Origin of the sequence: Rhodonellum psychrophilum GCM71 = DSM 17998 (assembly GCF_000381545.1) — a bacterium.
Classification (GTDB): Bacteria; Bacteroidota; Bacteroidia; order Cytophagales; family Cyclobacteriaceae; genus Rhodonellum; species Rhodonellum psychrophilum.
On sequence record NZ_KB906674.1, the window covers coordinates 300050 to 325438 of the forward strand.

Sequence of the window (25389 nt, forward strand, 5' to 3'; positions counted from 1 at the left end):
AAAGCAATTTGGGAGGATTTTGTTTGCCTAAATAGGCTCTCCCTGATATCCGGATTTCTTCAGGGCTTCCAATATGGAATCCTGGTCCAAATCACCGGTTACGGTCAGGACTCTGTCCTTGTCCTGCAAATCCACTGCCCAAGAATCAGCTTCTAATTTTGCCATTTCGGGCGTGATGGCCTGTACGCAAGCGCCGCACTTTACATTGGTTTTGAATTGTTGTGTTTTCATGTTTTTGTATTCCCGAAGGGACGTTTTTATGGGTCGAATGAAAATAATAAACGCAATCCTGTATTCACTAGCGGTGGTTAGAGGGATATTCGGCCCTGAATTACCTCAAGCGAAGACTGTTGGTGACTACCGACACCGAGCTCAAAGCCATCGCAGCGCCCGCAATCATGGGGTTTAACATAAACCCAAAAGCGGGAAACAGAACGCCTGCGGCAATCGGAATGCCGATAATATTGTAAATAAATGCCCAGAACAAATTTTGGCGGATGATTTTCACGGTTTTTTTGGTAAGCTCGAGGGTTCTTGGGATTTTGGAGAGTTCGGATTGGACCAAAGTGACTTCGGCAATATCCATGGCAATGTCTGTTCCCTGACCCATTGCAATGCTCAAATCCGCGAGGCTGAGGGCTTCACTGTCGTTGATGCCATCACCCGCCATGGCTACCTTTTTTCCTTGGTCTTGTAGGTTTTGGATATAGGCTGCCTTGTCTTGGGGAAGCACTTCGGCCTTGAAATGCTCAATTCCAACATCTCGGGCCACCCATTCTGCGGTTTTCTGTTGGTCTCCTGTCAGCATGTGGATGGTGATTCCCATTTTCTTCAATTCCTGAATGGCTGAAATGGAGTCGGCTTTGATAGGGTCCTGGATTTTAAAGGCAGCCACCAAATCGTTGTTTTTAGTTGCAAAAACAACCGTGGCGCCTTCATCTGAAGCTTCCTCCGCCTTTTTGAGCAAGGTCAAATCCGGAGCAACGCCTGTGGCTTCCAACCATTTCCAATTACCAATTCTGTATTCGTTTCCATTGACACTTCCTAAGACCCCTTTTCCCGTAAAACTCTTGAAAGTATCCAGTTCCTTATTGTCCTCGGAATTGGAAAGGTTTTCTACGATGGCTTTGGCCAAAGGGTGTTCGCTCCTTGATTCAAGGGCAGCTAGGATTTTCGCATCCCCATCATCCCATTTTTCACCATGATAGACGGCGGTTACTTGCGGTTTGCCTTCCGTGATTGTCCCTGTTTTGTCGAGTACCAGCGTGTCTATTTTTTTTCCTTTTTCCAGACTCTCCGCATCTTTTATAAGGACACCCATTTGTGCACCATTTCCCATTGCGGCCATGATGGCAGTCGGCGTTGCCAAACCCAAAGCACAGGGGCAAGCGATCACCAATACGGTGATCATGGCCAACATCCCCCTCAGCCAGGCATCCTCTGCTCCACTAAAACCCCATATCAACAAGGTGATCAAGCCGATCACCAATACCGTGGGGACAAAAATACTGGCAGCTTTGTCCACCAATTTTTGGACGGGAGCCTTGGATCCTTGGGCAGCTTTCACTCTTTGGATGATTTGGGACAAAAGCGTGTTGTCCCCCACCTGCTCGGCAGTGAAGGTGAAGCTTCCCGTTTGGTTGATGGTTCCGGCAAATACCTTTTCTCCCGTTTTCTTCAAAACAGGGATTGGCTCCCCTGTGAGCATGCTTTCATTCACGTAAGAATCTCCATTCAAAACCTTTCCGTCCAATGGGATTTTTTGTCCCGGTTTGATCAGAATGATTTCACCCACGCCCACTTCAATGGTTTTTTTGATGATCTCCTTGTTGTTTTCAAAGACAGTGAGTTCTTGTGGCTGCAAGCCCATCAGCTTTTTCAGTGCTGCTCCAGTTCCTGATTTTGCGCCGGATTCCAGGGATTTTCCAAGAAGAATAAAAAAGACAATGACGGCGGCGGCCTCAAAATACACATGTGGTTCTATCCCTCTTGATTCCAAAAACTCTGGGAAAAAGGTATTGAAAGTACTGTAGATATAGGCAATTCCCGTACTCAAGGCAACCAAGGTGTCCATGTTGGTCTGACCTTTTTTTGCCAAAGTCCATGCGTGCCGAAAGAATTGGTTCCCAAAAACAAACAGTACAGGAGTGGTCAGCGCCCACATAATGAAATGACCGTAGGGCATTGACATCCAAAACATCCCGATCAAAAATACAGGGAATGCCAAAATCCCAGCAAATAAGGTTCTTTGCTTGAGTTTTTTATAGGCTTGGTTTTGAATGTCCTCCAAGTCATCTACATCCTTATCTTGGATGACCAGGTCGTATCCGCTGGATTGAACCTCTTTTTGCAATTCATCAAGACTTGTTGCCTTTTCATCCCATTCTATCCAAGCGGATTGGTTGGCATAATTCACGGCTGCATTTTTTACCCCAGGTTTTTTGGCCAGGGTTTTTTCGACACTGATCGCACAAGCTGCGCAACTCATTCCGGTCACAGGGACTTCTTTTTTCTGTGTCATTTGGGGCTTTTTTTTAAAATTGGCAGGATTTCAGGTGCGGTGTGAGAGTGCAATTGTGGTCTGAATTCCTGTTTTCCTTTTGTTGTTTGATTACAAATTTATCGATAAAGCCTTGCTTAACTTTATATCATTTCGGAAAAGATTAAACCGGGAACAAGCGTTGGGTTCCTAAATGGAGCTTGAAATGGCAAGAAAATCAGACTATTCGGAATATAGAGCAAAATACCGATACGGTGAAGTCAAAAAAAATGCGCAAGAGGCTGATTATTGTATAATTGATTTATGGGATGGAATTGCCAAGACATGATACAGGTTAAACCTGATTCAACCGTTCTTGTAATAGAGAAAAAAACACGAACTTTACAGCCCATCTGGAAGTTAGTGTAACTTGTACCCAAATTGAGACCCTTGATTTCTTCATTTCATGAATAAAGCCACCATTGAGCCAGACTGTACCGGTCAGTTTTCTTCCTTTTTTATTGATTACATTCATCAAAAACCGGCTCTTTCTCCTTTTTACAATCAATTTCCCAAGATTGAAAACTTTGCGAAAATCATCGCGGAAAGAAAATTCGATGGGAAAAAGCGGGAAGTATTGGTCAAAGCTTTGCTTTCGCAATATTCGGAAGTGGAGGACTTGGCCCTGACCAAGGCCCAGATCGAGAAACTGGGGCTCGAAACCACTTTCACGGTGACGACTGGACATCAACTCAACTTGTTTACGGGTCCACTTTATTTCATCTACAAAATAGTGACTACCATTAATTTGGCAAAGAAATTAAAGGAGGCTTATCCCAAATTTGAATTTGTTCCCGTTTACTGGATGGCGACGGAGGACCACGACTTTGAAGAGATCAATTATTTCAAGTTAGACGGTAAAAAATACCAATGGCAAACGGAACAGAAAGGACCGGTTGGGGACTTCAAGCTAGAGGAGAGTTTCAAGGCTTTTATGAAAACGGTTGCCTTCGCGCCATCATTTTTTAAGGAAGCTTACCTGTCTTCCAAGACTCTTTCGGAAGCAGTCAGAAAATACGTCCACCATCTTTTTGGTGAAAAAGGAATTGTCGTTGTGGACGGAAATGATGCCAACCTCAAGCGGCAATTTATCCCTGTGATGCGAGAGGATTTGGTGAACGAAACCCCGCACGAATTGGTCAATGCGCAAACCGCCAAATTGGATGCATTGGGCTATAAGAGCCAGATTTTCCCCAGGCCGATCAATTTCTTTTATATGGAAGATGGATTACGGGAGCGAATCGAAAAGAAAGGAACACAATATTTTGTACTGAATACGGATTTGAAATTCGAAGAAGCCGAGTTCTTGGACATGGTTGAAAATTCCCCCGAAAAATTCAGTCCAAATGTTGTGCTCAGGCCACTCTATCAAGAACAGATCCTTCCAAACCTTGCCTATGTCGGCGGGCCCGCAGAAGTCATTTACTGGCTTCAGTTGAAGTCCATGTTCGATCATTTTGAAACCCCTTTTCCGGTGGTGATGCCAAGGAATTTTGCAGCTGTTTTGGATGCGCCGACTGTCAGGAAAATTAAAAAGCTGAACCTGTCACCTCAGGACTTGTTCATGGATTTCACAGACTGGAAAAAAGAATTTGTTTCCAAGCACTCTAATGTGGATATTCATTTGGTCGGGGAAAAGAAAAAGCTGCAGGACCTATTTGATCAAGCAGCATTGTCCGCCCGTTCAATCGACCCTACGCTGGAAAGCGCGTATGCTTCGGCAAAAGTCCGTGCGACGAAGATCTTGGATCAATTGTCTGTAAAAGTCCGGAAAGCTGAGGAAAGAAAATTCGGGGAGGAATTGGATCGCATGAAGGCGGTGCAAGCGTATTTTTTTCCTGGAGGAAGTCCACAGGAACGTGTGGAGAATTTTATGAAGTTCTATCTTTCAGACAATGATTTTGTGGAAAAATTATTTGGATTGTTTGACCCCTTCGATTTTGATTTCATGGTTTTGGCCTCCGATGACAAGTAAATCAGAAATAAGGGAAAGGCATAGAATGCTGCGGAAATCCCTGAAAAATGAGGAGAGGGAAATCCTATCTGAAAAAATCACTGAGCGGTTTCTTGAATTTTTGGATAAGCGGAAGGAGATACAGCATATCCATATTTTTCTCCCCATTGAAAGATTGTTGGAGGTGAATACTTATGCCCTTCTTAAAAAACTGTTCGAAAGGAAGATCAATGTCTATACTTCCTTGGTCAGCAAGGATAAAATCACGCTTGACACAGTCGCCTTGCATCGGGAAAGTGTTTTTGCTATAGACAAGTGGGGCATCCCGATACCCGAAAACGCAGAAAAAATTTCATCGGACGAAATACAATTGGTCGTGATCCCGCTTTTGGCATTTGATTTGAAAGGGCACAGGTTGGGTTATGGGAAAGGTTTTTATGATAGGTTTCTGGAGTCTTTGAAACAGCCCGTTTTCAAGGTCGGATTCAGTTATTTTGATCCAGTGGAATCTATCCCGCATGAAAATCACGATATTGCATTGGATATTTGTATTACACCTGGAAAGATCCTTTCCTTTTAGGAAACCATTTCGTTGGAACGCTTTAAATAAAACTTAAATCAATAAACTTCAGTACTATGAAAAAAATATTCTACTCCTTTATTTTGTTTGCGCTTTTGGGATTTGGAAATGAGGCATTGGCCCAAGGCTACAATACTGCGATCGGCTTGAGAGCCGGTTCGGGAAATGGATTGACTGTAAAACATTTCATCAGCGATAAGGCGGCTCTGGAAGGTATTTTATACACAAGATGGAGAGGCTTGATTTTTGGCGGATTGTACGAAGTCCACAATGATATCAGGGAAGTCAAAAATCTACAATGGTTTTATGGTGGAGGTGCCCATATCGGTACTTGGAATGCTGGTAGGGGAAATACGCCTTGGGGAGACCGCAACAGAAGTTATACTGCTATTGGGTTGGATTTGATCATCGGATTGGATTATAAATTCGAAGATGCACCGATCAACTTGTCTTTGGATTGGAAACCAACCATCAACTTGACCAGAGATGCAGGTTTTTGGGGAGATGAGGTGGCTTTGTCCATCAGGTTTACTTTCTAAATAAGTCTACTGCTCAGATTGATTCTAGAGATGATTTTATACTTTGTGAGAATAGTCTGGCCCTGATGGGTCAGACTATTTTTTTTGCGTTTTTGGAAGGAGTGATGTCATGATCCAGCTTTTTCACGATTCTCTATGTTTTTATAGATCAATATTGGTCAGATTCTGAATCTTGCTTTTAACTTTTTTGGTCGAATGGTTTTACTGTGAGCTTGTTTATCCCTGATGTTTTGATTTGGCAAATTCAAGATAGATTTTATTTGGGTTTGATTATAAATATAGTTTTGTAGAAAAGAATGAATTTGGCTCCTATAGCTTAAATTTTTAATTGATTTAGGCATTTTTTTTAAAAAGTGGTTTTTTTTTGAGCCAAAAATTATTTTGTAGCGACAATTTTCTTCCATTAGGGCTATAAGGGCTATAATGTTAAATAAAAATAAAAAATTACACAAAGGGCTTTTGTTAAAATTTTTTAACTGGATTAATGAATTAATTTATTTTTAATAAAAGCTAGTATAGTGGGGAAATTATTAGAATAGGTCAATATAATGTGATTATATTAAAAATAATGTAAAAAACACGCCTATGTAATTTATTTTTTTTTCATTCAAGAAGTTTTATACGAGGTGCGTTTTATAATGATTTCATTTATTCAACGATTCAAACAAAAAAATGTCTGCTCATTTTAATTACACATTGTAATAATAAATAACCATTATAATCTATAATTAAAATCATGTATTATTAAAAATAATTAAATATAGTAAAGAAAAATTTAAATAAAACAATAGTATCGTCTGAAAATAGTGCGCGTTTTGAATTCTGTGATAATTAATTTTTATTTACCAATCAACTAAACTAAATACATTATGAGAAAAGCTTTACTTCTTGTTCTTGCGCTTTTCACGATGGCACTCAGCTATGATGTGTCTGCGCAACAACGGGCAATTACCGGAAAGGTAATTTCCAACGAAGATGGATTGGGCCTACCGGGTGCATCCATTTTAGTGAAAGGTACCGTAATGGGAACAACCACCGATTTGGATGGTAATTATTCCATTAATGTACCAGCAGGTTCCAATGTCTTGGTCTTCTCTTTTATTGGGTTAAAAACCCTGGAAGAATCGATCGGTAACAGATCCGTCATCAATGTAACCCTGTCTCCTGATGCTTCGGAACTTTCTGAAATAGTAGTGACTGCATTGGGTATTGAGCGGGACAAAAGTTCCTTGGGATACGCTACCCAGCAAGTGAGTGGGGACAACATTAGGGTTGCCCGTGAAACCAATGTGAATACTGCATTGGCTGGAAAAATCGCTGGAGTCCAGATCGTTTCAGGATCAGGTGCCAAGTTTGGTGCGCCTGCCATCCGAATCCGGGGCTTGAGGGGAATAAGTGCTCAAGATCCTTTGTATGTTTTGGATGGGATCATCGTCAATGATGCAGCCTCCATCAATATGGACAACATCCAAGACATCAATGTGCTGAAGGGAGCCAATGCTGCGGCATTGTATGGTTCCAGGGCACGCGATGGTGTGGTGGTGCTTACCTCAAGAAAAGGTGGGAAAGGTGATCAGGTAAATATTGACTTTAACCAAACCAACACTTTTGAAAGGGTTTATATCCTCCCAAAATTCCAAAATGAATATGGTGGCGGTTATTCTCAGGAATTCCCGATATTCAATTTTGATCCAACCATTCATGACCCGGGACTTTCTGGGCTGAACGGGCTTCCAATGACAGAGTTTTATGCTGATGAGAGCTGGGGACCAAAATTGGATGGTCGAATGGTTGCACAATGGGATGCTTTTACTCCTGGCACAAGAGGCTTTGGACAAGCCCGACCTTGGTCACCACAGCCAAACAATGTTAGGGATGTCTTTAGAACAGGCGCACTCAACAACACCAGTATCAACATTGGGAAAAGTGGAGAGAATTATGCTCTCAATACAACACTGTCCAAGTCATCCAGAACTGGCGTAATGGAGAACACCAACCAAGACAAGTTGTTTTTGAACATGAATTTCAATGCCAAACTATCCAAAAAGCTTGAGTTGATTGCCGGTGCGAATTATAGTGAAGCCAATACTTTTGGAAATCTATTTGAAGGATACAACAGTATTGGTTCAAATGTGAACCAATGGTATCAAAGACAATTGAATACCGATTTGTTACGGGAATATTACCAAATGCCTGATGGTCGGTTTACTTCCTGGAACATCAATTCGCCAACCAATACCAGACCCCTATATTGGGACAATCCTTTTACCACCCTTTATGCAAATCCCAATGAGACCAATAGGGAGGTTTTAAGTACAAAATTTGCGTTGGCGTATGAGATTGTTGAGGGCCTTAAAGTATCCGTACAGGGAACTCGAAATACTGTATCGGGTGGAGGTACTTCCCAAACTGCTACAGGTACATTGGAAGTTGCTCGTTTTGCGACAAACAGTTACCGGGAAAATGAAGACAATATCCAAGGTTTGCTCAGTTATGACAAGCGGTTTGGTGATTTTTCTGTTGTGGCAAACGTAGGTGTAAACTGGAGAACCAATACGATAAAAAGATGGGGCATGAATACCTCCGGTGGTTTGAGTGTGGACAATTTGTTCAACATTTCAGCATCCGTTGATCCATATGTCGCCACCAATTTTGAAGGAAAAAGTAAAGTAAACAGTTATTTTGGTCAAGGATCAATCGGCTACAAGGACTTTCTTTATTTGGATGCCACCATCCGTCAGGATTATGATTCGAGATTGCCCAATGGCAACAATAATTATGTGTACCCATCGGTTTCGGCGAGTTTCGTGTTCACAGAGCTTGTTGATTTGAGATTCCTTTCCTTCGGTAAATTAAGGTCAAGTTTCGCAAAAGTTGGGAATGAGATTGGTTTGTACAGAACGCAACAGACCTATGCACTGGGGATTCCTTATGCTGGCAATGCAGTTACCTCTGTGCCCAACGCTTTGATAGATCCCAACTTAAGAGCTGCCACCACTAATTCAATAGAAGTTGGAGCGGAACTGGGTTTTCTGAACAACAGAATCAATACTGAATTCTCGATTTACCACATGGACAATTCAAATGAATTGTTGAGCATTACGATTCCTTCGCAATCTGGAGGAAGTGGATTTTTGACCAATTCAATCAAATCATACACCAAAGGCTGGGAATTGTCAATTGGTGGAAGTCCCATTCAAAAGGTTAGAGGGCTAAACTGGGATGTGAATTTCAATATTTCGCGAAATAAGGTTTTCATTGAAGAGCTTGGATATGGATTGACCTCTTTTCCTTTAGCAAATGCTTTCAGGGGAACGAGTACTGTCGGTGGATGGAATGGTCAGGCATTGGCAAGAGAAAATGATGAGTGGGGTAGAATTGTCGGTCGTAAATTTAGAACAGATGACAATGGCAATGTAATCGTTAACAGCGCTGGACGACCTCTTTTGGATGAAAATCAAGACTTGGGCAAAATCCTTCCCGATTTTACCGGTGGTATTTTCAATAGAGTAAGTTATAAGAATTTTGAATTGGCATTTACCATTGATTATCAGATTGGGGGTTCATTTATGTCAATCTCCCGTATGTTTGGTGCTTATTCCGGTCAAACATCAGAAACTGTTGGGAATAATGACAAAGGAAACCCAATGAGGGATGCTGTAGAAGATGGTGGTGGACTTTCATTCGGTGGTGTATTTGAAGATGGATCACAAAACAACATCTATCTGCGCGCAGACCAATACTTCAAAACCATGTTTGGAACCAGCGAACAGTGGATGTATGATGCTACCTTTGTGAAAATGAGGGAATTGCGAATTGGGTATAACTTCCCAAGTGTTTTAATGGACAGGTTAAGCTACGTGAAAAGTGCATCAATTGCATTGGTTGCCAATAATCCTTTCCTTTTGTATTCCAAAGTGGATGGTATAGATCCTTCCGAAATTGGAGGAGATTCAGTACAAGCAAGGAATAATGGATCTTGGGTTGAAAGTGGAAACTTACCAGGAACAAGAAGCTTTGGTGTTGATTTAAGGGTTAAATTTTAATTATGAAAACGATGAAGAATTACATAGCAGCAATATCCATTTGTTTGGTCATGGGATCATGCAGTTGGGATGACTTTGGGGATTTAAATGTCAATCCAAACGAATCTACTTCACCGAAGACCAGTGCATTGCTTACCAATAGTATGTTGACAACTGGTGGGAATGTCTTGGCTACTCAAGGCGCCCTTTATGTTCAACATATTTCCAATAAGCAATACACCTCTGCGGATAATTATCAGACGATTAATTTCGCCTCAGATTTTTGGTACAATGGCCCTTTGGCAGATCTCCAGAAAATCATTGAGATCAACTCCAATGAGTTGACCAAAGTAGTTGCATCAGCAGATGGATCAAATGAAAACCAGATAGCGATTGCCAAAATTATGCAATCGTATTATTTCTTGTTTTTGACTGATCGTTGGGGCGATCTTCCGTATTCTGAAGCGCTTAAAGGGAATGAAGGAATACTCACTCCTAAGTTTGATCCACAATCGGAAATATACGATGGATGTATTCAGGCACTCAAAGATGCTTCGGCCATGATCGTTACAGGGCCTGGTACAATTCCGGTTAAAGGAGATATTCTATTGAATGGAAATATGGAGTTGTGGAAAAAGGTTTCCAACACAATCCGCTTGGTAGCTGCGCAAAGGCTCTCTAAAGTTAACCCAACCAAGGCCGCTGCAGAATTTGCATTGGCTTTTAATGTAGGGGTTATTGCACTCGATAATTCAGAAAATGTAATGTTCAAGTATTTGAATATTCAGACCTATGAAAATCCATACTACAGTTCTTTTGTCTCCCAAGGGCGTTTGGATTGGACAGTTGCAGATCCAGTGATGAATTTTATGCAATTGAATTCCTACGCAAGTCCCCATAATGGATCAAGAGGGAAGATGGATAAGCTGGCTGATCCCCGCTTACCGGTTTATGCCAATCCTTTGGAAAATACGACCAATCAGTTTGTTGGGATGCCTTATGGTTTGTCAGAGGCTGATGCGGGTTCAATTCCGAATTCTAGGGTGTCATTTTTGGGGAATGCCTTTAGGCAACAAAATTCCCCTGCCTATATCTACACTTCTGCACAGATTGCTTTCGCATTGGCGGAAGGGGTTGTTAGAGGTTGGATTCCTGGAAATGCCAAATCCTATTACGATCAAGGAATTCAGGCTTCTCTAAATCAACATGGAGTTGGTTCTTCCTTCGATGCTTACATGACGAATACTGAAGTGGCATTTAGTTCCGGAAGGGAGCTGGAGCAAATCCTAACGCAAAAATGGATTGCTCTTTTTCCAAATGGATACGAGGCATGGGCAGAATGGAGAAGAACTGGGATTCCAAGTCTTACGCCTGCGGCCAATGCGCTGACTCCAAGCTTGCAGATTCCTAGAAGACAAGCATATGGTACCACTGAAGCGAATTTGAACACTGAAAATCATCAGGAAGCACTCACCCGTCAAGGCTTTTCAAGTGATGACCTGGATGGTCGCATATGGTGGGATGTTCAATAATTGGATTTATGATCTGATTCAAATAAAAAAAGGGGCTTTTAAGCCCCTTTTTTTATTTGAATCAATCCTTGGATGCAAGTAGGCAGGTAGGACCTCATCTGTGGTGCAGCGCTTGAACCCAAAATAAAAATTCCGTTTCAATCCCATTTGGAAACCTATTGTCTATTCAAACTTACTTAATCAAGTTAGATGCTTTACGTTACTTTTTCGATGTCTTAGAATTCGGGTTTAATGTAGGAGACCTTGTCAGAGAAACTACGGAGCGCCCTTTCTTCAATCTCTCAAAGGTCAGAACATTCCAAGTTCCCTGCCGAGAGAATTAGGGTTCAACTCTTCCTACCCATTGGTTTTGGCCCTTTGGATTTCCCGAATGGATCTAAATTGGGATACTCTTTTGGGATTTATTCGGTTTTTATAACCAGGAGTGTGGTAAAAATTTTATTTGGTTTAGAATATGAACCCAATTTTGTTAAAATGAATAAAGTTGGGTTTTAAATTCTGTAAATCTAAAGTCTAAATAACATTTTTAAAATTTTAGGGTTTTTTTTGACCCTGAAATTTATTTTTAAGCAATTTTAAATTTATTCTGGACCCCTTATTTATTTTTTTTCAGAATGAAATAAAAATTTATAGATAGGCTGTCTCATAAAATTTGCTGAAAGTATTCAGCTGGATTGTTTTTTGTTTAAAGTCAGTATAAATGATATTTATTGAAATAAACACAAGAAAAAATGCTTTTTTTAATAAAAATATAAAATATATGCCGTAAAAATGAATTTAGTACCGATGTTGTTGAATTTAATTGAACAAAATAAAATTTTTATTTATTGTCAAATGAATTCTTTTTGCATTAAAAATTTGGCAAAAAAGGCATTCCTGCCAAATTTTCAGCTTTTTCAACCGTCCACACAAAAAAATGGCCACTTATTGTAATCAGATCCTCTAAATGTTAATTAAACGTTAAGCTATGTTAATATTTCAATAACGGATGCTTTTTAATTGAATAATGGGGTATTGTTCTGAAAAATTCAGATAATCCAACTAAAAAGAGGCATATTTTGAAATGTGCGATAATTGATTTTTATTTACGCATCAACTAAACTAAATACCTTATGAGAAAAGCTTTACTCCTTGTTCTTGCGCTTTTCACGATGGCTCTCAGCTATGAAGTGTCGGCGCAACAACGGGTAATTACCGGAAAGGTAATTTCCGAGGAAGATGGTTTGGGCCTGCCAGGCGCATCCATCCTAGTCAAAGGGACTACAGTGGGTACTACCACCGATTTGGATGGTAACTACTCCATCAATGTCCCCGCAGGATCAAATGTTCTGATCTACTCCTTTATTGGTTTGAAGACCAAAGAAGAAGCAATCGGTAACAGGTCCGTTATCAATGTCACCCTCAATATCGATGCTGCCCAGCTTTCAGAAGTGGTTGTAACGGCGATCGGTATCGAAAGGGAAAAGAAGGCATTGGGTTATGCTGTTTCTTCCGTAGGAGAAGAGCAGATTTCTAATCGCCCTGAGGCCGATGTCTCTAGGGTATTGCAGGGTAAAGTAGCCGGTGTAAACATTACCGCCACAAACGGGATGTCCGGTTCAGGTACCAATATCATCATCAGGGGATATTCCTCTGCTACCGGATCCAACCAGCCTCTGTTTATTGTTGATGGTGTTCCTTTCAGTACAGGAACCAATGCTGCCAATGGATTCAGTACCGGTGGAGCCACTACTTCCTCCCGTTTCTTGGATATTGATCCCAACAACATCGAAAGTGTAAACGTGTTGAAAGGTCTTTCCGCCACCGTATTGTATGGCGACCAGGGAAGAAACGGTGTAATCTTGATTACAACCAAATCCGGTGCTGCAAAAAGAAGACCAGCAGAAGTGACTGTCAACCAGTCTTTCTTCACCAACAAAGCGGCTTCTCTTCCAACATTCGGGAATATTTACGGAAATGGTTTCCAACAGCAGCCAGGATTCTTCTTCTCCAACTTTGGACCAAGAATGGATACAGGGTTACAGGTTAATCATCCGGTTGCGGCCTCAGGTTTGGCCAGTATCAGAAACGCTTTCCCAGAATTTAGAAATCCAGACGGTACGCCTATCTTGTATGACTACAAAGCCTATGAAGACATCAGTACTGCTTTCTTTAGAACAGGTTTGGTTTCCAATACTTCTTTACAAATGTCAGGTTCTTCGGACAAAACAGGCTTCAGCGCCTCTTTTGGCTATACCAAGGATCAGGGATTTACACCTGGAAATGAGCTTCAGAAATTCAATTTTGGTTTGGGTGTAAACTCAGCCATTACTGATAAACTTTCCGTGAACTCTTCCTTTACCTTCGCCATTACGGATTTGGAAACACCTCCGGTAAATGCGGCCTTCGGTTCAGGTGCAAGTGGTGGTATTCCATCCGTATTTGCCAACGTATTGTACACTCCAAGATCGGTGGATATCGCGAATTTGCCATTTGAGAATCCGGTGGATAGAAGTTCTGTTTATTACAGATCAGGAAATGACCAGACCAATCCCCTTTGGTTGGCGAAATATTATAGAAACACAAGCTTGGTGAATCGTTTCTTCAATTCAACTTCGTTGAACTATGACGTAAACGATAATTTCTCTGTTACCTACAGGATTGGTTTGGATACCTACACCGAACAGCGTGACAATATGTACAACAAAGGCGGCGGAACAGGGTCAAGTGTTCTTGTCAATTCGGGGTACTTCAGGTCTTTGAGCATCAGAAACACCATCTGGAACCAGGATTTGGTCATCAACTTCAAAAAAGACCTTTCCGAAAAAATAGGATTCAGTGCCTTGATAGGAGGAAACTCCAGGTATGATTCCTATGCTCAGGATGGTATTGTTTCCACAGGGCAGTTGGCGTTTGATCTCTTTAGACATACCAACTTCCTTACTTCAGCATCAAGAGATCCATTTAATGGTGCAGCATTGAACTTTACCCAGGAAGAAAGAAGAATGGGGGTTTATGCAGCGGTTACTTTGGATTATAATGATTATTTGTTCTTGAACCTTTCTGCAAGAAATGATTGGACATCAACTGTTGAAAAAGAAAACAGAAGAATTCTTTATCCAGGTGCATCTGTTTCTTTCTTGCCTAGCCAGGCTTTTAATTGGAATTCCAGTACTGTCAATGATCTTAAATTGAGATTTGGATACGGTACGTCAGCAGGGTTTCCAAGCCCTTACAGAACCAGGAATATTTTGGAACAAAATGCTCAGTCTTTCGAAAGAGGAGGAAGTGTTTTTCAATCCCAATCTGTGAGCAGACGTTTGGGAAATCCAAATTTGAAACCTGAGTTGCACGAAGAATTTGAGTTTGGTGTAGAATCAGCCATGTTCAATAACAAATTGAGACTTGACCTTTCGGTGTATCAGAAAAACACGAAGGATCTGATCACTGGTGCGCCAATTGATCCGGCCACTGGTTATACACTTACTGAAATCAACATCGGTAAAATCAGAAACAGGGGAGTTGAACTTCAGGCCACCGCCACTCCAGTAAGTACAGCGTCCGGCTTTAGCTGGGAATCCATTGTGAATTTCGGGCTTTACAGAACCATCGTGATGGAACTTGGTGGAGGATTGGAAGAAGTGGTCGTATCGGGATTTACCGATTTGGGTAACTTCGCCATACCAGGCAAACCTTTCAACATTATCAAAGGAACCGGTTTTGCAAGAGATGAGCAAACGGGACAGCCAATCGTATTACCCAATGGAGATTACCAAACCGCTGCTGAATTGGTTGAATTGGGTGATCCTAATCCAGCTTGGACAGGATCTTGGATCAATACCTTTAGGTATAAAGGTTTGAGCTTGAACGTCATGATGGAATACAGACACAAAGGGACCATTTTCTCGAACACCGTAACGGCCTCTTTGGCAAGGGGTGTGACGAAAGATCCTGTAGTGGATAGGGAATTGACCTTTATCCTTCCTGGTGTCAAACAAGATGGAACGCCAAATGATATTCAAATCACAGCTTCAAACTACTTCTTCAATCAATACCATACTGGTGCTGACGAATCCAACATCTTTGATGGAAGTACCATCAGACTAAGAGAAGTATCCTTGGGTTATGATATCCCATCCAACTTGGTTAGCAAAACGCCATTCAAACGTGCTTCAATAGCTTTGAGTGGAACCAACCTTTGGTTTAGAGCTTTGAACTTCCCTCCAAACATGAACTTTGATACGGATGTATTGGGACTTGGTGTTGGGAATGGTTTAGGCTTTGATTTTGTAACTGGTCCTAGCTCCAGAAGATTTGGTGGTACAGTAACCCTTTCTTTCTAATCCCCAAAACGAAAAGACAATGAAAATAAAATTATATAGCCTATTTATCGCCTTGAGTGTTTTGGTGGTAAGTTCCTGCGATTTGAATTTGCAAGACGATCCAAATGAGGTGACGCCGGGAACTGCATCTCCTAATTTAGTACTGAATAAAATCCAGGTTGATTTTGCCGGTTTCTTCAATACTACTGGAAACAATGGGATGCGATTGACCCGGGTTTTGGGACAGCCTAGTAACCTTTATGAGCAGGCATATGTGCCTGTGAATTTCAACGGGATTTGGACCACGGGATATGCAGATATCCTGAACGATATCAAATTTCTTGAGCCATTGGCTGAAACAGCAGGATTTAAAAGACACCTTGGTATCGCCAGGACAATCAAAGCCTATGTTTTGTTGACAATGGTTGATTATTTTGATGCAGTACCTTTGACTGAAGCTTTGGATCCAGCCAATTTCAACCCGGTTGTGGATCCAGGTGCCCAAGTTTACCAGGCTGCATTCGCTGCCTTGGCACAAGCAAGACTTGATTTTGCAGCCCCTTCAGTTGGGACGCCAAATGATTTCTTTTACGCAAATGATGCAGCCAAATGGCTCAAATTGATCAATTCTTTGGAATTGAAATACCATTTGAACAGAAAGCTTGTGGATGCATCGGGAAGTACTTCAGCGATCAATGCTTTGATTGCTGCTAACAATTTCATTGCGCCCGGACAGGAATTCGTTTTCAGATATGGAACGAGCTTGACCAATCCTGATTCACGTCACCCGCGGTTTGCCGCTTATGGTGCCGGCGGAGGAGACTATCAGTCCACATGGTACATGTATCATTTGACTGAGGAAAAAGGGTTTGATGATCCAAGAGCGAGATATTACTTCTACAGACAAGTACTCGTAAATCCAACTGATCCTGACAAGCTTAGATGTCTTTCTGAAATTGCGCCCGGCCATTATCTTGCTGGTGGATTTCCATTCTGCTTGCCTGGTGACAGAGGTTACTGGGGAAGAGACCATTTGAATGCTGAAGGTATTCCGCCGGATGGATTTGATAGAACGGTGTGGGGTATTTATCCCGCTGGAGGCAGATTCGACAATAATTCTGGCGCTCCTGTTAGTTCTCCAACATTAGGTGGACTTGGAGCGGGTATCCAGCCGATTATGTTGCCAGCCTTCGTTGACTTTATGTTGGCGGAAGCGATCCAGACAATGGATGGTGTTTCTGGAGATCCAAAAGCGCTTACACTTAGCGGGATCAAAAAGCACATGGATTATGTGAGGGCTTACTCGACTTCTACTGCAGACGCTGCCGCAATCACAACTTTCCAGCCGATAGCTGCATTCAATACTGCCGTAACGAATTACCTTACATTCGTTGCAAGTGAATGGGATGCTGCTCCTGCGGGAAGGAAGATGAATATCATCGGTAGAGAATATTGGTTGTCTTTGTACGGAAGTGGCAATGAAGCCTATAACCTTTACAGAAGAACTGGTCAGCCTGATGGCATGCAGCCTGGCTTGATTGCAAATTTCGGTGATTTCCCTAGATCCTTTTTCTATCCAAATAACTATTTGGTGACGAATACAAGCGCATCTCAGAAGGCTTCTCAGCGTTTGCGAGTATTCTGGGATACCAATCCTGAAGGAAATGCTTGGGTGTATTAATCTATAAATAGCTAAAAAATATGAAAATACTAAAATATAGTTATGGATTGTTGGTTGCCTTGTTGGTCCTTGCGACCTCCTGCACTGACTTTGTAGAACCAAGAATTCCCTATAAAACCTTTGATACGGCAACATATCTTAGGACGATAGCGAGAACAAGCGATAGTTTTAATTTCTTTGACCTCCAATCTTCCAAATTCGCATTGACCTTGGAAGCTGTGGATATCGAAGATGGAGCGACAGTGTCAACGGTGGAAATCAGAGTAAGACACAGAAGGTTGATTCCAGGTGTAGGTTTGGAATATACACCAACAAATGATGTCTTGGTGAAGACCCTTAGTGCTTCCGATTTTGGACCAAATCCAAATAGCAGGTTCTTGAGAACTTCTTTTGAAGTTGCTGCCCTAGATGCAATTACTGCCGTAGGTTTAACACCTGCACAGATTGAAGGTGGAGATACATTTGAATTCAGACTGGTGTTGACGACTACGAATGGAAGGGTTTTCTCTTCTGACAATAGAAGTTCCGATGTGGCAGGTGGTTTCTTTTATGCTTCCCCTTTCTTGTACAATGTAGGTGTGGTTTGTCCGACAGCTTTGGGCGGTACTTACGCATTCAGTACCGTGGTTACCAATTCTCCATATGCAAGATCATGTGAAGGAAAGGTTTTGACGGGAACCATTTCTCTGACTCCAGTTACCAACTCAACTGCCTATACTATTTCTGATGGTTCATTTGGGATGTTTGATTGCTCAGACTCAGGATGGGGTGCAGGAAACTTGCGTCTGAATGATTCCTGTGGAATACTTAATTTTACAGGTGCTGACAAGTACGGAAGTACTTATACTTTCACTTTCGTCAGCAACGATGGCAAAAACCTTGTATTTGATTGGATCACGACAGACAATGAGGCGAGTAGAACAACCCTTATTGCTCCAGCTGGTTTCACATGGCCAAGTACTTTGAGATAATTGACTGAGTAAACTTTCTTCAAATAAAAAAGCAGCTCCCTATGGGTGCTGCTTTTTTATTTGAAGAAAATCATCACTTTTCTATTCAGTTTACTGCTTTAAACCCGTAACCTGCATTAGGTTTCTAAATTGGGTTAAACTGCAAGAAAATCAGACTATTGGAGCGTTAGGAGTATTTCCTCAGTGGAGAAGTCTATAATAGTTTACAATTGACGGATTGGTGATCAAATTTATGCGGGATCAGAAATGGTAATGCATCACAGGGGCAGAAAGGATATTATATTTGTCAAAGGCTATTTTTTAGAAATCAAACAGTTAAAATTATTTCTCTTTATCAAAATTAAAAAATAAAATTCCGTTACTGACGAGTAGAGGTCTGATTTCCAATAATATTTGGGTATCCGAATATGCAATTTTTATATCAATTAATTTGAATCTACATTTGTAAGGTTAGCAAAAACTCAAACATGGATAAATTCTCGTATATCGCCAATGCCCACGTTGCTTATATTGATGAGCTGTATGTGGAGTACAAAAAAAATCCAGAATCAGTAGATCCCAGTTGGAAGTCATTTTTTGACGGTTTTGAATTTGCCATTACCCAATATGGTGAAGATGAAAACGGTGGGGCCTTAAAAGGAACCAGTATGGCTGAGGCGGAACCAAGCACAACACCTACCTCCAGTGGATCCTTAGCGACTAAGGGGACCATCATGGACATGGAATTGTTGCCCAAAGAAATCAAAGTGAGGGCCTTGATCCACGCATACAGATCCAGAGCACATTTAAGGTCAAAAACCAATCCAGTAAGGGAACGAAAGGATCGAAAAGCGCTTATCGATCTGGAGGATTTTGGGTTGGACCAACAAGATTTGAATACCGAATTCCAAGCTGGAAAAGAAATTGGCATTGGGACAGCCAAGCTCTCCAAAATCATGGAGGCCCTCAAGACAATATACGAAGGCCCAATGGGGTTTGAATACCTCTATATCCGTGATCCGGAAATGCTGGATTGGTTCAAAACTAAGGTGGAAAAAGAGGCATTGGCCTTCAATCCTTCCGTGGAGGAGAAAAAACAAATCCTGTCAAAATTAAACCAAGCGGTAGTTTTTGAAAACTTTTTGCATACTAAATACATTGGACAGAAGCGTTTTTCACTGGAAGGTGGGGAAAGTACCATTCCTTTCCTTGATGCAGTTGTCAATGCAAGTGCAGACCTTGGCGTGGAGGAATTCATGCTGGGCATGGCCCACAGAGGACGTCTTAACGTACTCGCCAACATCATGGGGAAGACCTACGAACAGATTTTTTCAGAGTTCGAAGGGACCGCCAAGCCAGATTTGACCATGGGTGATGGTGACGTCAAATACCATATGGGATACTCCAGCGATTTGGTTACTCCCAACAATAAAAAAATCCATTTGAAATTGGCGCCCAATCCTTCCCACTTAGAGGCAGTCAATCCAGTGGTTGAAGGATTCATCCGTGCCAAAATCGATTCCCAACACAAGGGGGATTCCAAAAAAGCAATGGCCATTTTGATCCATGGAGACGCTGCTGTCGCCGGTCAGGGAATCGTCTATGAGGTTACCCAAATGGCGGAATTGAAAGGATACAACACAGGAGGGACCATCCATTTTGTCATCAACAACCAAGTGGGTTTCACCACTGATTTTGACGATGCGAGGTCATCCATTTATTGTACCGATGTGGCCAAGATCATCGATGCGCCCGTCATTCACGTCAATGGTGACAACGCCGAGGCAGTGGTTTTTGCAGCACGCTTGGCTTCCGAGTTCCGTCAAAAATTCAACAAAGACATATTTGTGGATATGGTGTGCTACCGAAGGCATGGACACAATGAGTCTGATGAGCCTAAATTCACGCAACCCTCCCTTTATAATATCATCTCTAAGCATCCCAATCCTCGTGAAATTTACGTAAAAAAACTCACGGAAAGGGGAGATTTCGATGCCAAGATTGCCAAACAAATGGATGAGGAATTCCGCCAGTTGCTTCAGGACAGACTGAACATGGTCAAGGAAAAACCACTTCCCTATCAACAAACCAAGTTTGAAACGGTTTGGGAGTCTTTGAGGAGATCAACCCCTGAGGATTTTGAACTTTCACCTGAAACTGGGATTTCGGAAGAAACCATCAAAGTGGTTGCCGATGCCCTGACCACCATTCCAAAAGGATTCAAGCCAATCAAACAAATCGAAGTTCAGCTCAAGCAACGGAAGGACATGTTCTTCAATTCCAAATCCTTGAACTGGGCTGCGGCAGAATTGTTGGCTTATGGGTCTCTTTTGAAAGATGGAGAAACGGTTAGGATCACGGGACAGGATTGTCAGCGGGGAACATTTTCGCATCGACATGCAGTCGTCCATGATGCCAACACCAACACGCCACACAACTTCCTGAAGGAATTGAAAGGGCATGATGGTAAATTCTACATCTACAATTCCCTGCTGTCAGAATATGCAGTTTTGGGCTTTGAATACGGCTACGGGATGGCCAATCCGCATTCTTTGACCGTATGGGAAGCACAATTTGGTGATTTTGCCAATGGTGCCCAGACCATGATTGACCAGTTTATCACCTCTGGTGAATCCAAATGGCAAAAAATGAACGGCCTTGTCATGCTTCTTCCGCACGGCTATGAAGGTCAGGGTCCTGAGCATTCCAATGCCAGGCCGGAAAGATTCCTCCAGCTGTCCGCTGAATACAACATCATCGTGGCCAACATCACCGAGCCTTCCAATTTCTTTCACCTACTCAGGAGACAGTTGGCCTGGGAATTCAGAAAGCCCTGCGTCGTGATGTCTCCCAAATCCTTGCTGAGGCACCCCAAAGTGATGTCCCCGATCAGTGAGTTTACCAATGGTAGGTTTAGAGAAATCATTCTTGATACCAAAACCAATCCCGATGAGGTAAAAAGGGTTGTGCTTTGTTCCGGAAAGATCTATTATGATCTGGAAGAAGTCAGGGAAAAAGAGAAAGTCACTGATGTTGCCATCATCCGGATAGAACAATTGCACCCTTTGCCGAAAAAACAGATGTTCGAAGCGCTTAAGCAATACAAAAATGCCGAGGTATTCTGGGTACAGGAAGAGCCTGAGAACATGGGTTATTGGAATTATCTCCTTAGGTTGCTCTACAAAGAACTGCCAATGGAATTGATCGCCCGAAAAAACAGTGCTTCCCCTGCCACTGGCTATAACAAAGTGCACGTTGAAGAACAAACGGCGATCGTCAGAAAAGCCTTAAAACTTTCATAATCACCCCTGAGCAGCATAAAAACGATTGTGATCCAGAGAGGATCATAATCGTTTACTCTGCTTTTGGTTTAATTTAAAAAAATCATGTTAAATTAACCTTGGACCAACTGGTTTGGGGGTAAAAAAGAAAAACAATGAGCCTAGAAATTAAAGTCCCTACCGTAGGGGAATCCATTACCGAAGTCACCATTGGTCAGTGGTTCAAGAAAGATGGAGATTTTGTAGAAATGGATGAGGTGATCTGCGAACTGGAATCTGATAAAGCAACTTTTGAATTGACGGCTGAAGCAGCCGGGATTTTGAAAATCAAAGCTGGAGAAGGCGATACCTTGGAAATCGGCGAAGTGATCTGTGAGATCGACTCTTCGGCAAGTGCCGGAGAAAGCGCTTCCGATGATACCAAGAAAGAAGAAAGTCAGCCTGTCTCCAACAAAGGAGGCAAAACAGGCGAAATCAAAGACATGATAGTTCCTACCGTTGGGGAATCGATCACCGAGGTGACTTTGGCAAATTGGCTGAAAGCCGATGGGGATTTCGTGGAGCTCGACGAGATCATCGCAGAAGTGGATTCCGACAAAGCAACTTTTGAACTTCCTGCGGAAGCCACCGGGATATTGAGACACGTCGCCCAAGAAGGCGATACCTTGGAAATTGGAGGCTTGATCTGCAAAATTGAGGTGACAGAAGGTGGTGCTCCTGAACAAGAAGAAGCAACCTCTAACGGAGGATCCCAAGCAGCCAGTACTTCAGTATCTGGAAAAGACACTTATGCAACCGGACATGCTTCTCCCGCAGCAGCCAAAATTCTTTCCGAAAAAGGAATGGATGCTAAGGGAATCCAAGGCACCGGTAAAGATGGTCGAATCACCAAAGAGGATGCTGAAAGAGCCCAAGTGGCAGCCAAAGAAACACCGAAAGCGGAAAGTAAGCCAACGCCGAAGACCGAAGCAACGGCACCTTCTTCTGCCCCAAAGATTGCCGGTTCCAGAGATACCAAAAGAGAGAAAATGACCTCCTTGAGAAGGACCATTTCCAGAAGATTGGTAGCTGTGAAAAATGAAACCGCCATGCTCACGACCTTCAATGAAGTGAACATGGGTCCGATCATGGAAATGAGAAAGAAATACAAGGATCAATTCAAGGAAAAGCATGGGGTGAACCTGGGCTTTATGTCCTTCTTCACCAAAGCCGTTTGCGTAGCCCTGCAAGAATGGCCGGCTGTGAATGCACAAATCGATGGAAACGAAATTGTGTACAACCATTTCTGTGACATCTCCATCGCCGTGTCCGCGCCAAAAGGCTTGGTCGTTCCGGTGATCCGAAATGCCGAATCGATGAGTTTCGATCAAATCGAAAAAGAGGTCGTCAGGTTGGCGCTTAAAGCCAGAGACAACAAATTGTCCATAGAGGAAATGACAGGGGGGACTTTTACCCTTACCAATGGCGGTATATTCGGTTCCATGATGTCGACTCCGATCATCAATGCGCCACAATCAGCCATTTTAGGCATGCACAACATCGTCGAAAGGCCGATGGCAGTCAATGGCGAAGTGAAAATCCTTCCCATGATGTATTTGGCCCTTTCCTATGACCACCGTGTCATCGATGGCCGCGAGTCTGTAAGCTTCCTGGTTCGCGTAAAGCAGCTTCTTGAAGCACCGGAAAGGTTGTTGTTTGGGGTGTAATTGGTTATCGTGTACTAAGTAAAAAGTCTTAAGTACTAAGTAATTAAAACTACGTTCTTGATTTTGTTTTAAAGTGAAAACTATCTATTTTAAATACTAGATTAGTTTTCACTTTAAAACAACAAATTTTGAATAGATACAAGGATTTGAAGGTTTGGCAAAAGGCCATTCAATTGTCCGTAGACATTTATCAAATAACAGGAAGGTTCCCAAAAGAAGAACGTTTTGGGCTTGTCAGTCAAATGAATCGCGCGTCAGTTTCAATACCTTCCAACATTGCAGAAGGAGCAGGAAGAAATGGCCCAAAAGATTTTAACAATTTCTTGGGAATAGCCCTCGGATCTTGCTTTGAGTTGGACACCCAACTGGTAATCTCAAATAAGCTGAATTATCTCAGTGATCAAGAATTTGAAAAATTCGAACTGGAATTGGAGCATATTCAGAATATGATTGTCAAATTGAAAAAAAGTTTGAATATTCAGTAAACCCACCTGTGCCGGGTACTTCTTACTTGGTACATGGTACAAATAAAAACACATGTACGACGTAATTGTAATTGGCTCCGGGCCGGGAGGATATGTGGCAGCCATTAGGGCGGCACAGCTTGGTATGAAAACGGCCATTATTGAAAAATACCCAACTTTGGGAGGGACCTGTCTGAATGTTGGCTGTATCCCATCCAAGGCACTTTTGGATTCTTCCGAGCATTATCACAATGCGGCCCACACTTTTAAAACCCATGGCATCAACTTGACCAACCTGAAAGTGGATCTCAAGCAGATGATCCTTCGCAAGGACGACGTGGTCAAGCAAAACGTGGATGGAATCCAGTATTTGATGAAGAAAAACAAGATTGAAGTCCACCAAGGTTTGGGTTCTTTCGTGGACAAGAATACTGTCCGCGTGACCAAAGACGATGGAACAAGCCAAGATCTCCAAGGTAAAAACATCATCATTGCCACAGGCTCCAAGCCTGCTTCCCTTCCCTTTATCAAATTGGACAAGGACAGGGTCATTACTTCCACGGAAGCGCTGAACCTGAAAGAGATTCCCAAACACATGATCGTGATCGGCGGTGGCGTGATTGGAATGGAACTCGGTTCCGTGTATGGCAGAATGGGGGCGAAGGTTTCCGTAGTGGAATATTTGGATTCTTTGATTCCTTCCATGGACAAGACCATGGGCAAGGAACTTCAAAAATCACTCAAGAAATTGGGTTTTGATTTTTACCTCAAACACAAAGTCACAGGTGTTGAAAGAAAAGGAAAAGAGGTCACCGTAAAAGCCGAAAACAGCAAAGGAGAAATCGTTGAACTGAAAGGGGATTATGTACTCGTTTCCATTGGCAGAAAAGCCTATACCGATGGGTTGAATGCCGAAGCCGCCGGGGTCAAGATAAGCGACCGCGGATTGGTGGAAGTGGATGACCATTTGCGGACAAACGTTCCAAATATATACGCCATCGGCGATGTGGTAAAAGGTGCGATGCTTGCCCATAAAGCCGAAGAAGAAGGCACTTTCGTTGCCGAAGTCATTGCCGGACAAAAGCCCCATATCAATTACCTTTTGATCCCAGGGGTTGTCTATACCTGGCCTGAAGTGGCTTCTGTCGGGTATACCGAGGAGCAATTGAAAGAAAAAGGAACCAAATACAAGACCGGTAAATTCCCGTTTATGGCATCGGGAAGGGCTAGAGCTTCGATGGATACCGACGGACTGGTGAAAGTATTGGCAGATGCCGAGACGGATGAAATCCTGGGTGTGCACATGATCGGGCCAAGAACCGCAGACATGATTGCAGAGGCGGTCGTGGCGATGGAATTCAGGGCTTCGGCCGAAGATATTGCCCGGATGTCACACGCCCATCCGACCTATACGGAAGCTTTCAAGGAAGCATGTTTGGCCGCTACGGACAATAGAGCACTTCATATTTGATCTTTAATCGCATCAAGTCAAGCTTACTAAACCTGCCAGAATTCCAAATCTGGCAGGTTTTTATTTTTATGTTTGGATAAATAATTTCTGACGCTTACGTTCAAACCGAATTCCAATACAGCAGAAAAGTAACGGAAAGCAGCTAACTTGAGGGAAGTTAGATGGAAATATACAATGGGTTTCCAAATGGGGTTGAAACTGCAAGAAAATCAGCCTCTTTGGAGAATAAGGTATTTTGCCGATATGGTGAAGTCAAGAATTGTAAAAAAATACTGAATAATAGGCGATTTCAGACTGGAATAGCATTGTAAAGCATAACACGGGTTTAATCATGTTCAAACAGATCTATTTAGTTTTCTTCCTTTT

The 25389-nt window shown here is 42.4% G+C and carries 15 protein-coding genes; 13 read left to right on the top strand and 2 right to left on the bottom strand.

Translation table 11 applies throughout. The features are described 5' to 3' along the window. Positions 1-27 precede the first annotated feature (27 nt). Together F824_RS0104510 and F824_RS0104515 are read right to left on the bottom strand one after the other, a co-directional pair. Complete coding sequence (locus F824_RS0104510; protein WP_019596670.1) at positions 28-231, bottom strand: heavy-metal-associated domain-containing protein; 204 nt, start codon at positions 229-231, stop codon at positions 28-30. 100 nt (positions 232-331) lie between these two features. Next, positions 332-2521 (bottom strand): heavy metal translocating P-type ATPase, encoded by a 2190-nt coding sequence (locus tag F824_RS0104515; protein ID WP_019596671.1) that lies wholly within the window; start codon positions 2519-2521, stop codon positions 332-334. A 184-nt stretch (positions 2522-2705) separates the two neighbouring features. Between F824_RS0104515 and F824_RS28070 the strand changes: the two genes are divergently transcribed. The 13 genes from F824_RS28070 to lpdA all read left to right on the top strand — a co-directional run bounded on the left by F824_RS28070 (position 2706) and on the right by lpdA (position 25023). Further along, positions 2706-2828 carry a hypothetical protein gene (locus F824_RS28070; RefSeq protein WP_262500752.1) on the top strand — a complete coding sequence of 41 codons (123 nt, stop codon included), beginning with the start codon at positions 2706-2708 and terminating at the stop codon, positions 2826-2828. Between the two features lie 117 nt (positions 2829-2945). Further along, positions 2946-4514, top strand: coding sequence for a bacillithiol biosynthesis cysteine-adding enzyme BshC (bshC, locus tag F824_RS0104525; RefSeq protein WP_019596673.1), 1569 nt, complete (start codon positions 2946-2948; stop codon positions 4512-4514). Beyond that, a complete protein-coding gene (locus F824_RS0104530) occupies positions 4504-5073 on the top strand; it encodes a 5-formyltetrahydrofolate cyclo-ligase (RefSeq protein ID WP_019596674.1) in 570 nt (189 codons plus the stop codon). The genes bshC and F824_RS0104530 overlap by 11 nt, the downstream gene beginning before the upstream one ends. 56 nt (positions 5074-5129) lie before the next feature. Then, positions 5130-5612, top strand: a complete 483-nt coding sequence (locus F824_RS0104535; protein ID WP_019596675.1) for a hypothetical protein — start codon at positions 5130-5132, stop codon at positions 5610-5612. An 869-nt stretch (positions 5613-6481) separates the two neighbouring features. Next, positions 6482-9658, top strand: a complete 3177-nt coding sequence (locus tag F824_RS0104545) for a SusC/RagA family TonB-linked outer membrane protein (RefSeq protein ID WP_019596677.1) — start codon at positions 6482-6484, stop codon at positions 9656-9658. An 11-nt stretch (positions 9659-9669) separates the two neighbouring features. After that, on the top strand, positions 9670-11169 hold the full coding sequence (locus F824_RS0104550) for a SusD/RagB family nutrient-binding outer membrane lipoprotein (RefSeq protein WP_026333495.1): 1500 nt from the start codon (positions 9670-9672) through the stop codon (positions 11167-11169). A 1112-nt stretch (positions 11170-12281) separates the two neighbouring features. Then, positions 12282-15491, top strand: coding sequence for a SusC/RagA family TonB-linked outer membrane protein (locus tag F824_RS0104565; RefSeq protein ID WP_019596681.1), 3210 nt, complete (start codon positions 12282-12284; stop codon positions 15489-15491). 19 nt (positions 15492-15510) lie between these two features. Then, complete coding sequence (locus F824_RS0104570) at positions 15511-17151, top strand: SusD/RagB family nutrient-binding outer membrane lipoprotein (protein ID WP_019596682.1); 1641 nt, start codon at positions 15511-15513, stop codon at positions 17149-17151. A gap of 20 nt (positions 17152-17171) precedes the next feature. Then, positions 17172-18122, top strand: coding sequence for a hypothetical protein (locus F824_RS0104575; RefSeq protein WP_019596683.1), 951 nt, complete (start codon positions 17172-17174; stop codon positions 18120-18122). 467 nt (positions 18123-18589) lie between these two features. Further along, positions 18590-21403, top strand: coding sequence for a 2-oxoglutarate dehydrogenase E1 component (locus F824_RS0104585; RefSeq protein ID WP_019596684.1), 2814 nt, complete (start codon positions 18590-18592; stop codon positions 21401-21403). Positions 21404-21537: 134 nt separating this feature from the next. Continuing rightward, positions 21538-23088 (top strand): 2-oxoglutarate dehydrogenase complex dihydrolipoyllysine-residue succinyltransferase, encoded by a 1551-nt coding sequence (gene odhB / locus F824_RS0104590; protein WP_019596685.1) that lies wholly within the window; start codon positions 21538-21540, stop codon positions 23086-23088. Between the two features lie 128 nt (positions 23089-23216). Continuing rightward, positions 23217-23573, top strand: a complete 357-nt coding sequence (locus F824_RS0104595; protein WP_019596686.1) for a four helix bundle protein — start codon at positions 23217-23219, stop codon at positions 23571-23573. A 52-nt stretch (positions 23574-23625) separates the two neighbouring features. Further along, the gene (gene lpdA, locus F824_RS0104600) at positions 23626-25023 is read left to right on the top strand and encodes a dihydrolipoyl dehydrogenase (protein ID WP_019596687.1); all 1398 of its coding nucleotides are present in this window, start codon (positions 23626-23628) and stop codon (positions 25021-25023) included. Positions 25024-25389 lie beyond the last annotated feature (366 nt).

Excerpts from the sequence above, each read along its gene's own strand:
- bshC (WP_019596673.1), top strand. The coding sequence starts at position 2,946 with ATGAATAAAGCCACCATTGAGCCAGACTGTACCGGTCAGTTTTCTTCC.
- F824_RS0104530 (WP_019596674.1), top strand. The coding sequence starts at position 4,504 with ATGACAAGTAAATCAGAAATAAGGGAAAGGCATAGAATGCTGCGGAAA.
- F824_RS0104585 (WP_019596684.1), top strand. The coding sequence starts at position 18,590 with ATGGATAAATTCTCGTATATCGCCAATGCCCACGTTGCTTATATTGAT.
- F824_RS28070 (WP_262500752.1), top strand. The coding sequence starts at position 2,706 with ATGGCAAGAAAATCAGACTATTCGGAATATAGAGCAAAATACCGATAC.
- F824_RS0104545 (WP_019596677.1), top strand. The coding sequence starts at position 6,482 with ATGAGAAAAGCTTTACTTCTTGTTCTTGCGCTTTTCACGATGGCACTC.
- F824_RS0104550 (WP_026333495.1), top strand. The coding sequence starts at position 9,670 with ATGAAGAATTACATAGCAGCAATATCCATTTGTTTGGTCATGGGATCA.
- F824_RS0104535 (WP_019596675.1), top strand. The coding sequence starts at position 5,130 with ATGAAAAAAATATTCTACTCCTTTATTTTGTTTGCGCTTTTGGGATTT.
- F824_RS0104575 (WP_019596683.1), top strand. The coding sequence starts at position 17,172 with ATGAAAATACTAAAATATAGTTATGGATTGTTGGTTGCCTTGTTGGTC.
- F824_RS0104515 (WP_019596671.1), bottom strand. The coding sequence starts at position 2,521 with ATGACACAGAAAAAAGAAGTCCCTGTGACCGGAATGAGTTGCGCAGCT.
- odhB (WP_019596685.1), top strand. The coding sequence starts at position 21,538 with ATGAGCCTAGAAATTAAAGTCCCTACCGTAGGGGAATCCATTACCGAA.
- lpdA (WP_019596687.1), top strand. The coding sequence starts at position 23,626 with ATGTACGACGTAATTGTAATTGGCTCCGGGCCGGGAGGATATGTGGCA.
- F824_RS0104570 (WP_019596682.1), top strand. The coding sequence starts at position 15,511 with ATGAAAATAAAATTATATAGCCTATTTATCGCCTTGAGTGTTTTGGTG.
- F824_RS0104510 (WP_019596670.1), bottom strand. The coding sequence starts at position 231 with ATGAAAACACAACAATTCAAAACCAATGTAAAGTGCGGCGCTTGCGTA.
- F824_RS0104565 (WP_019596681.1), top strand. The coding sequence starts at position 12,282 with ATGAGAAAAGCTTTACTCCTTGTTCTTGCGCTTTTCACGATGGCTCTC.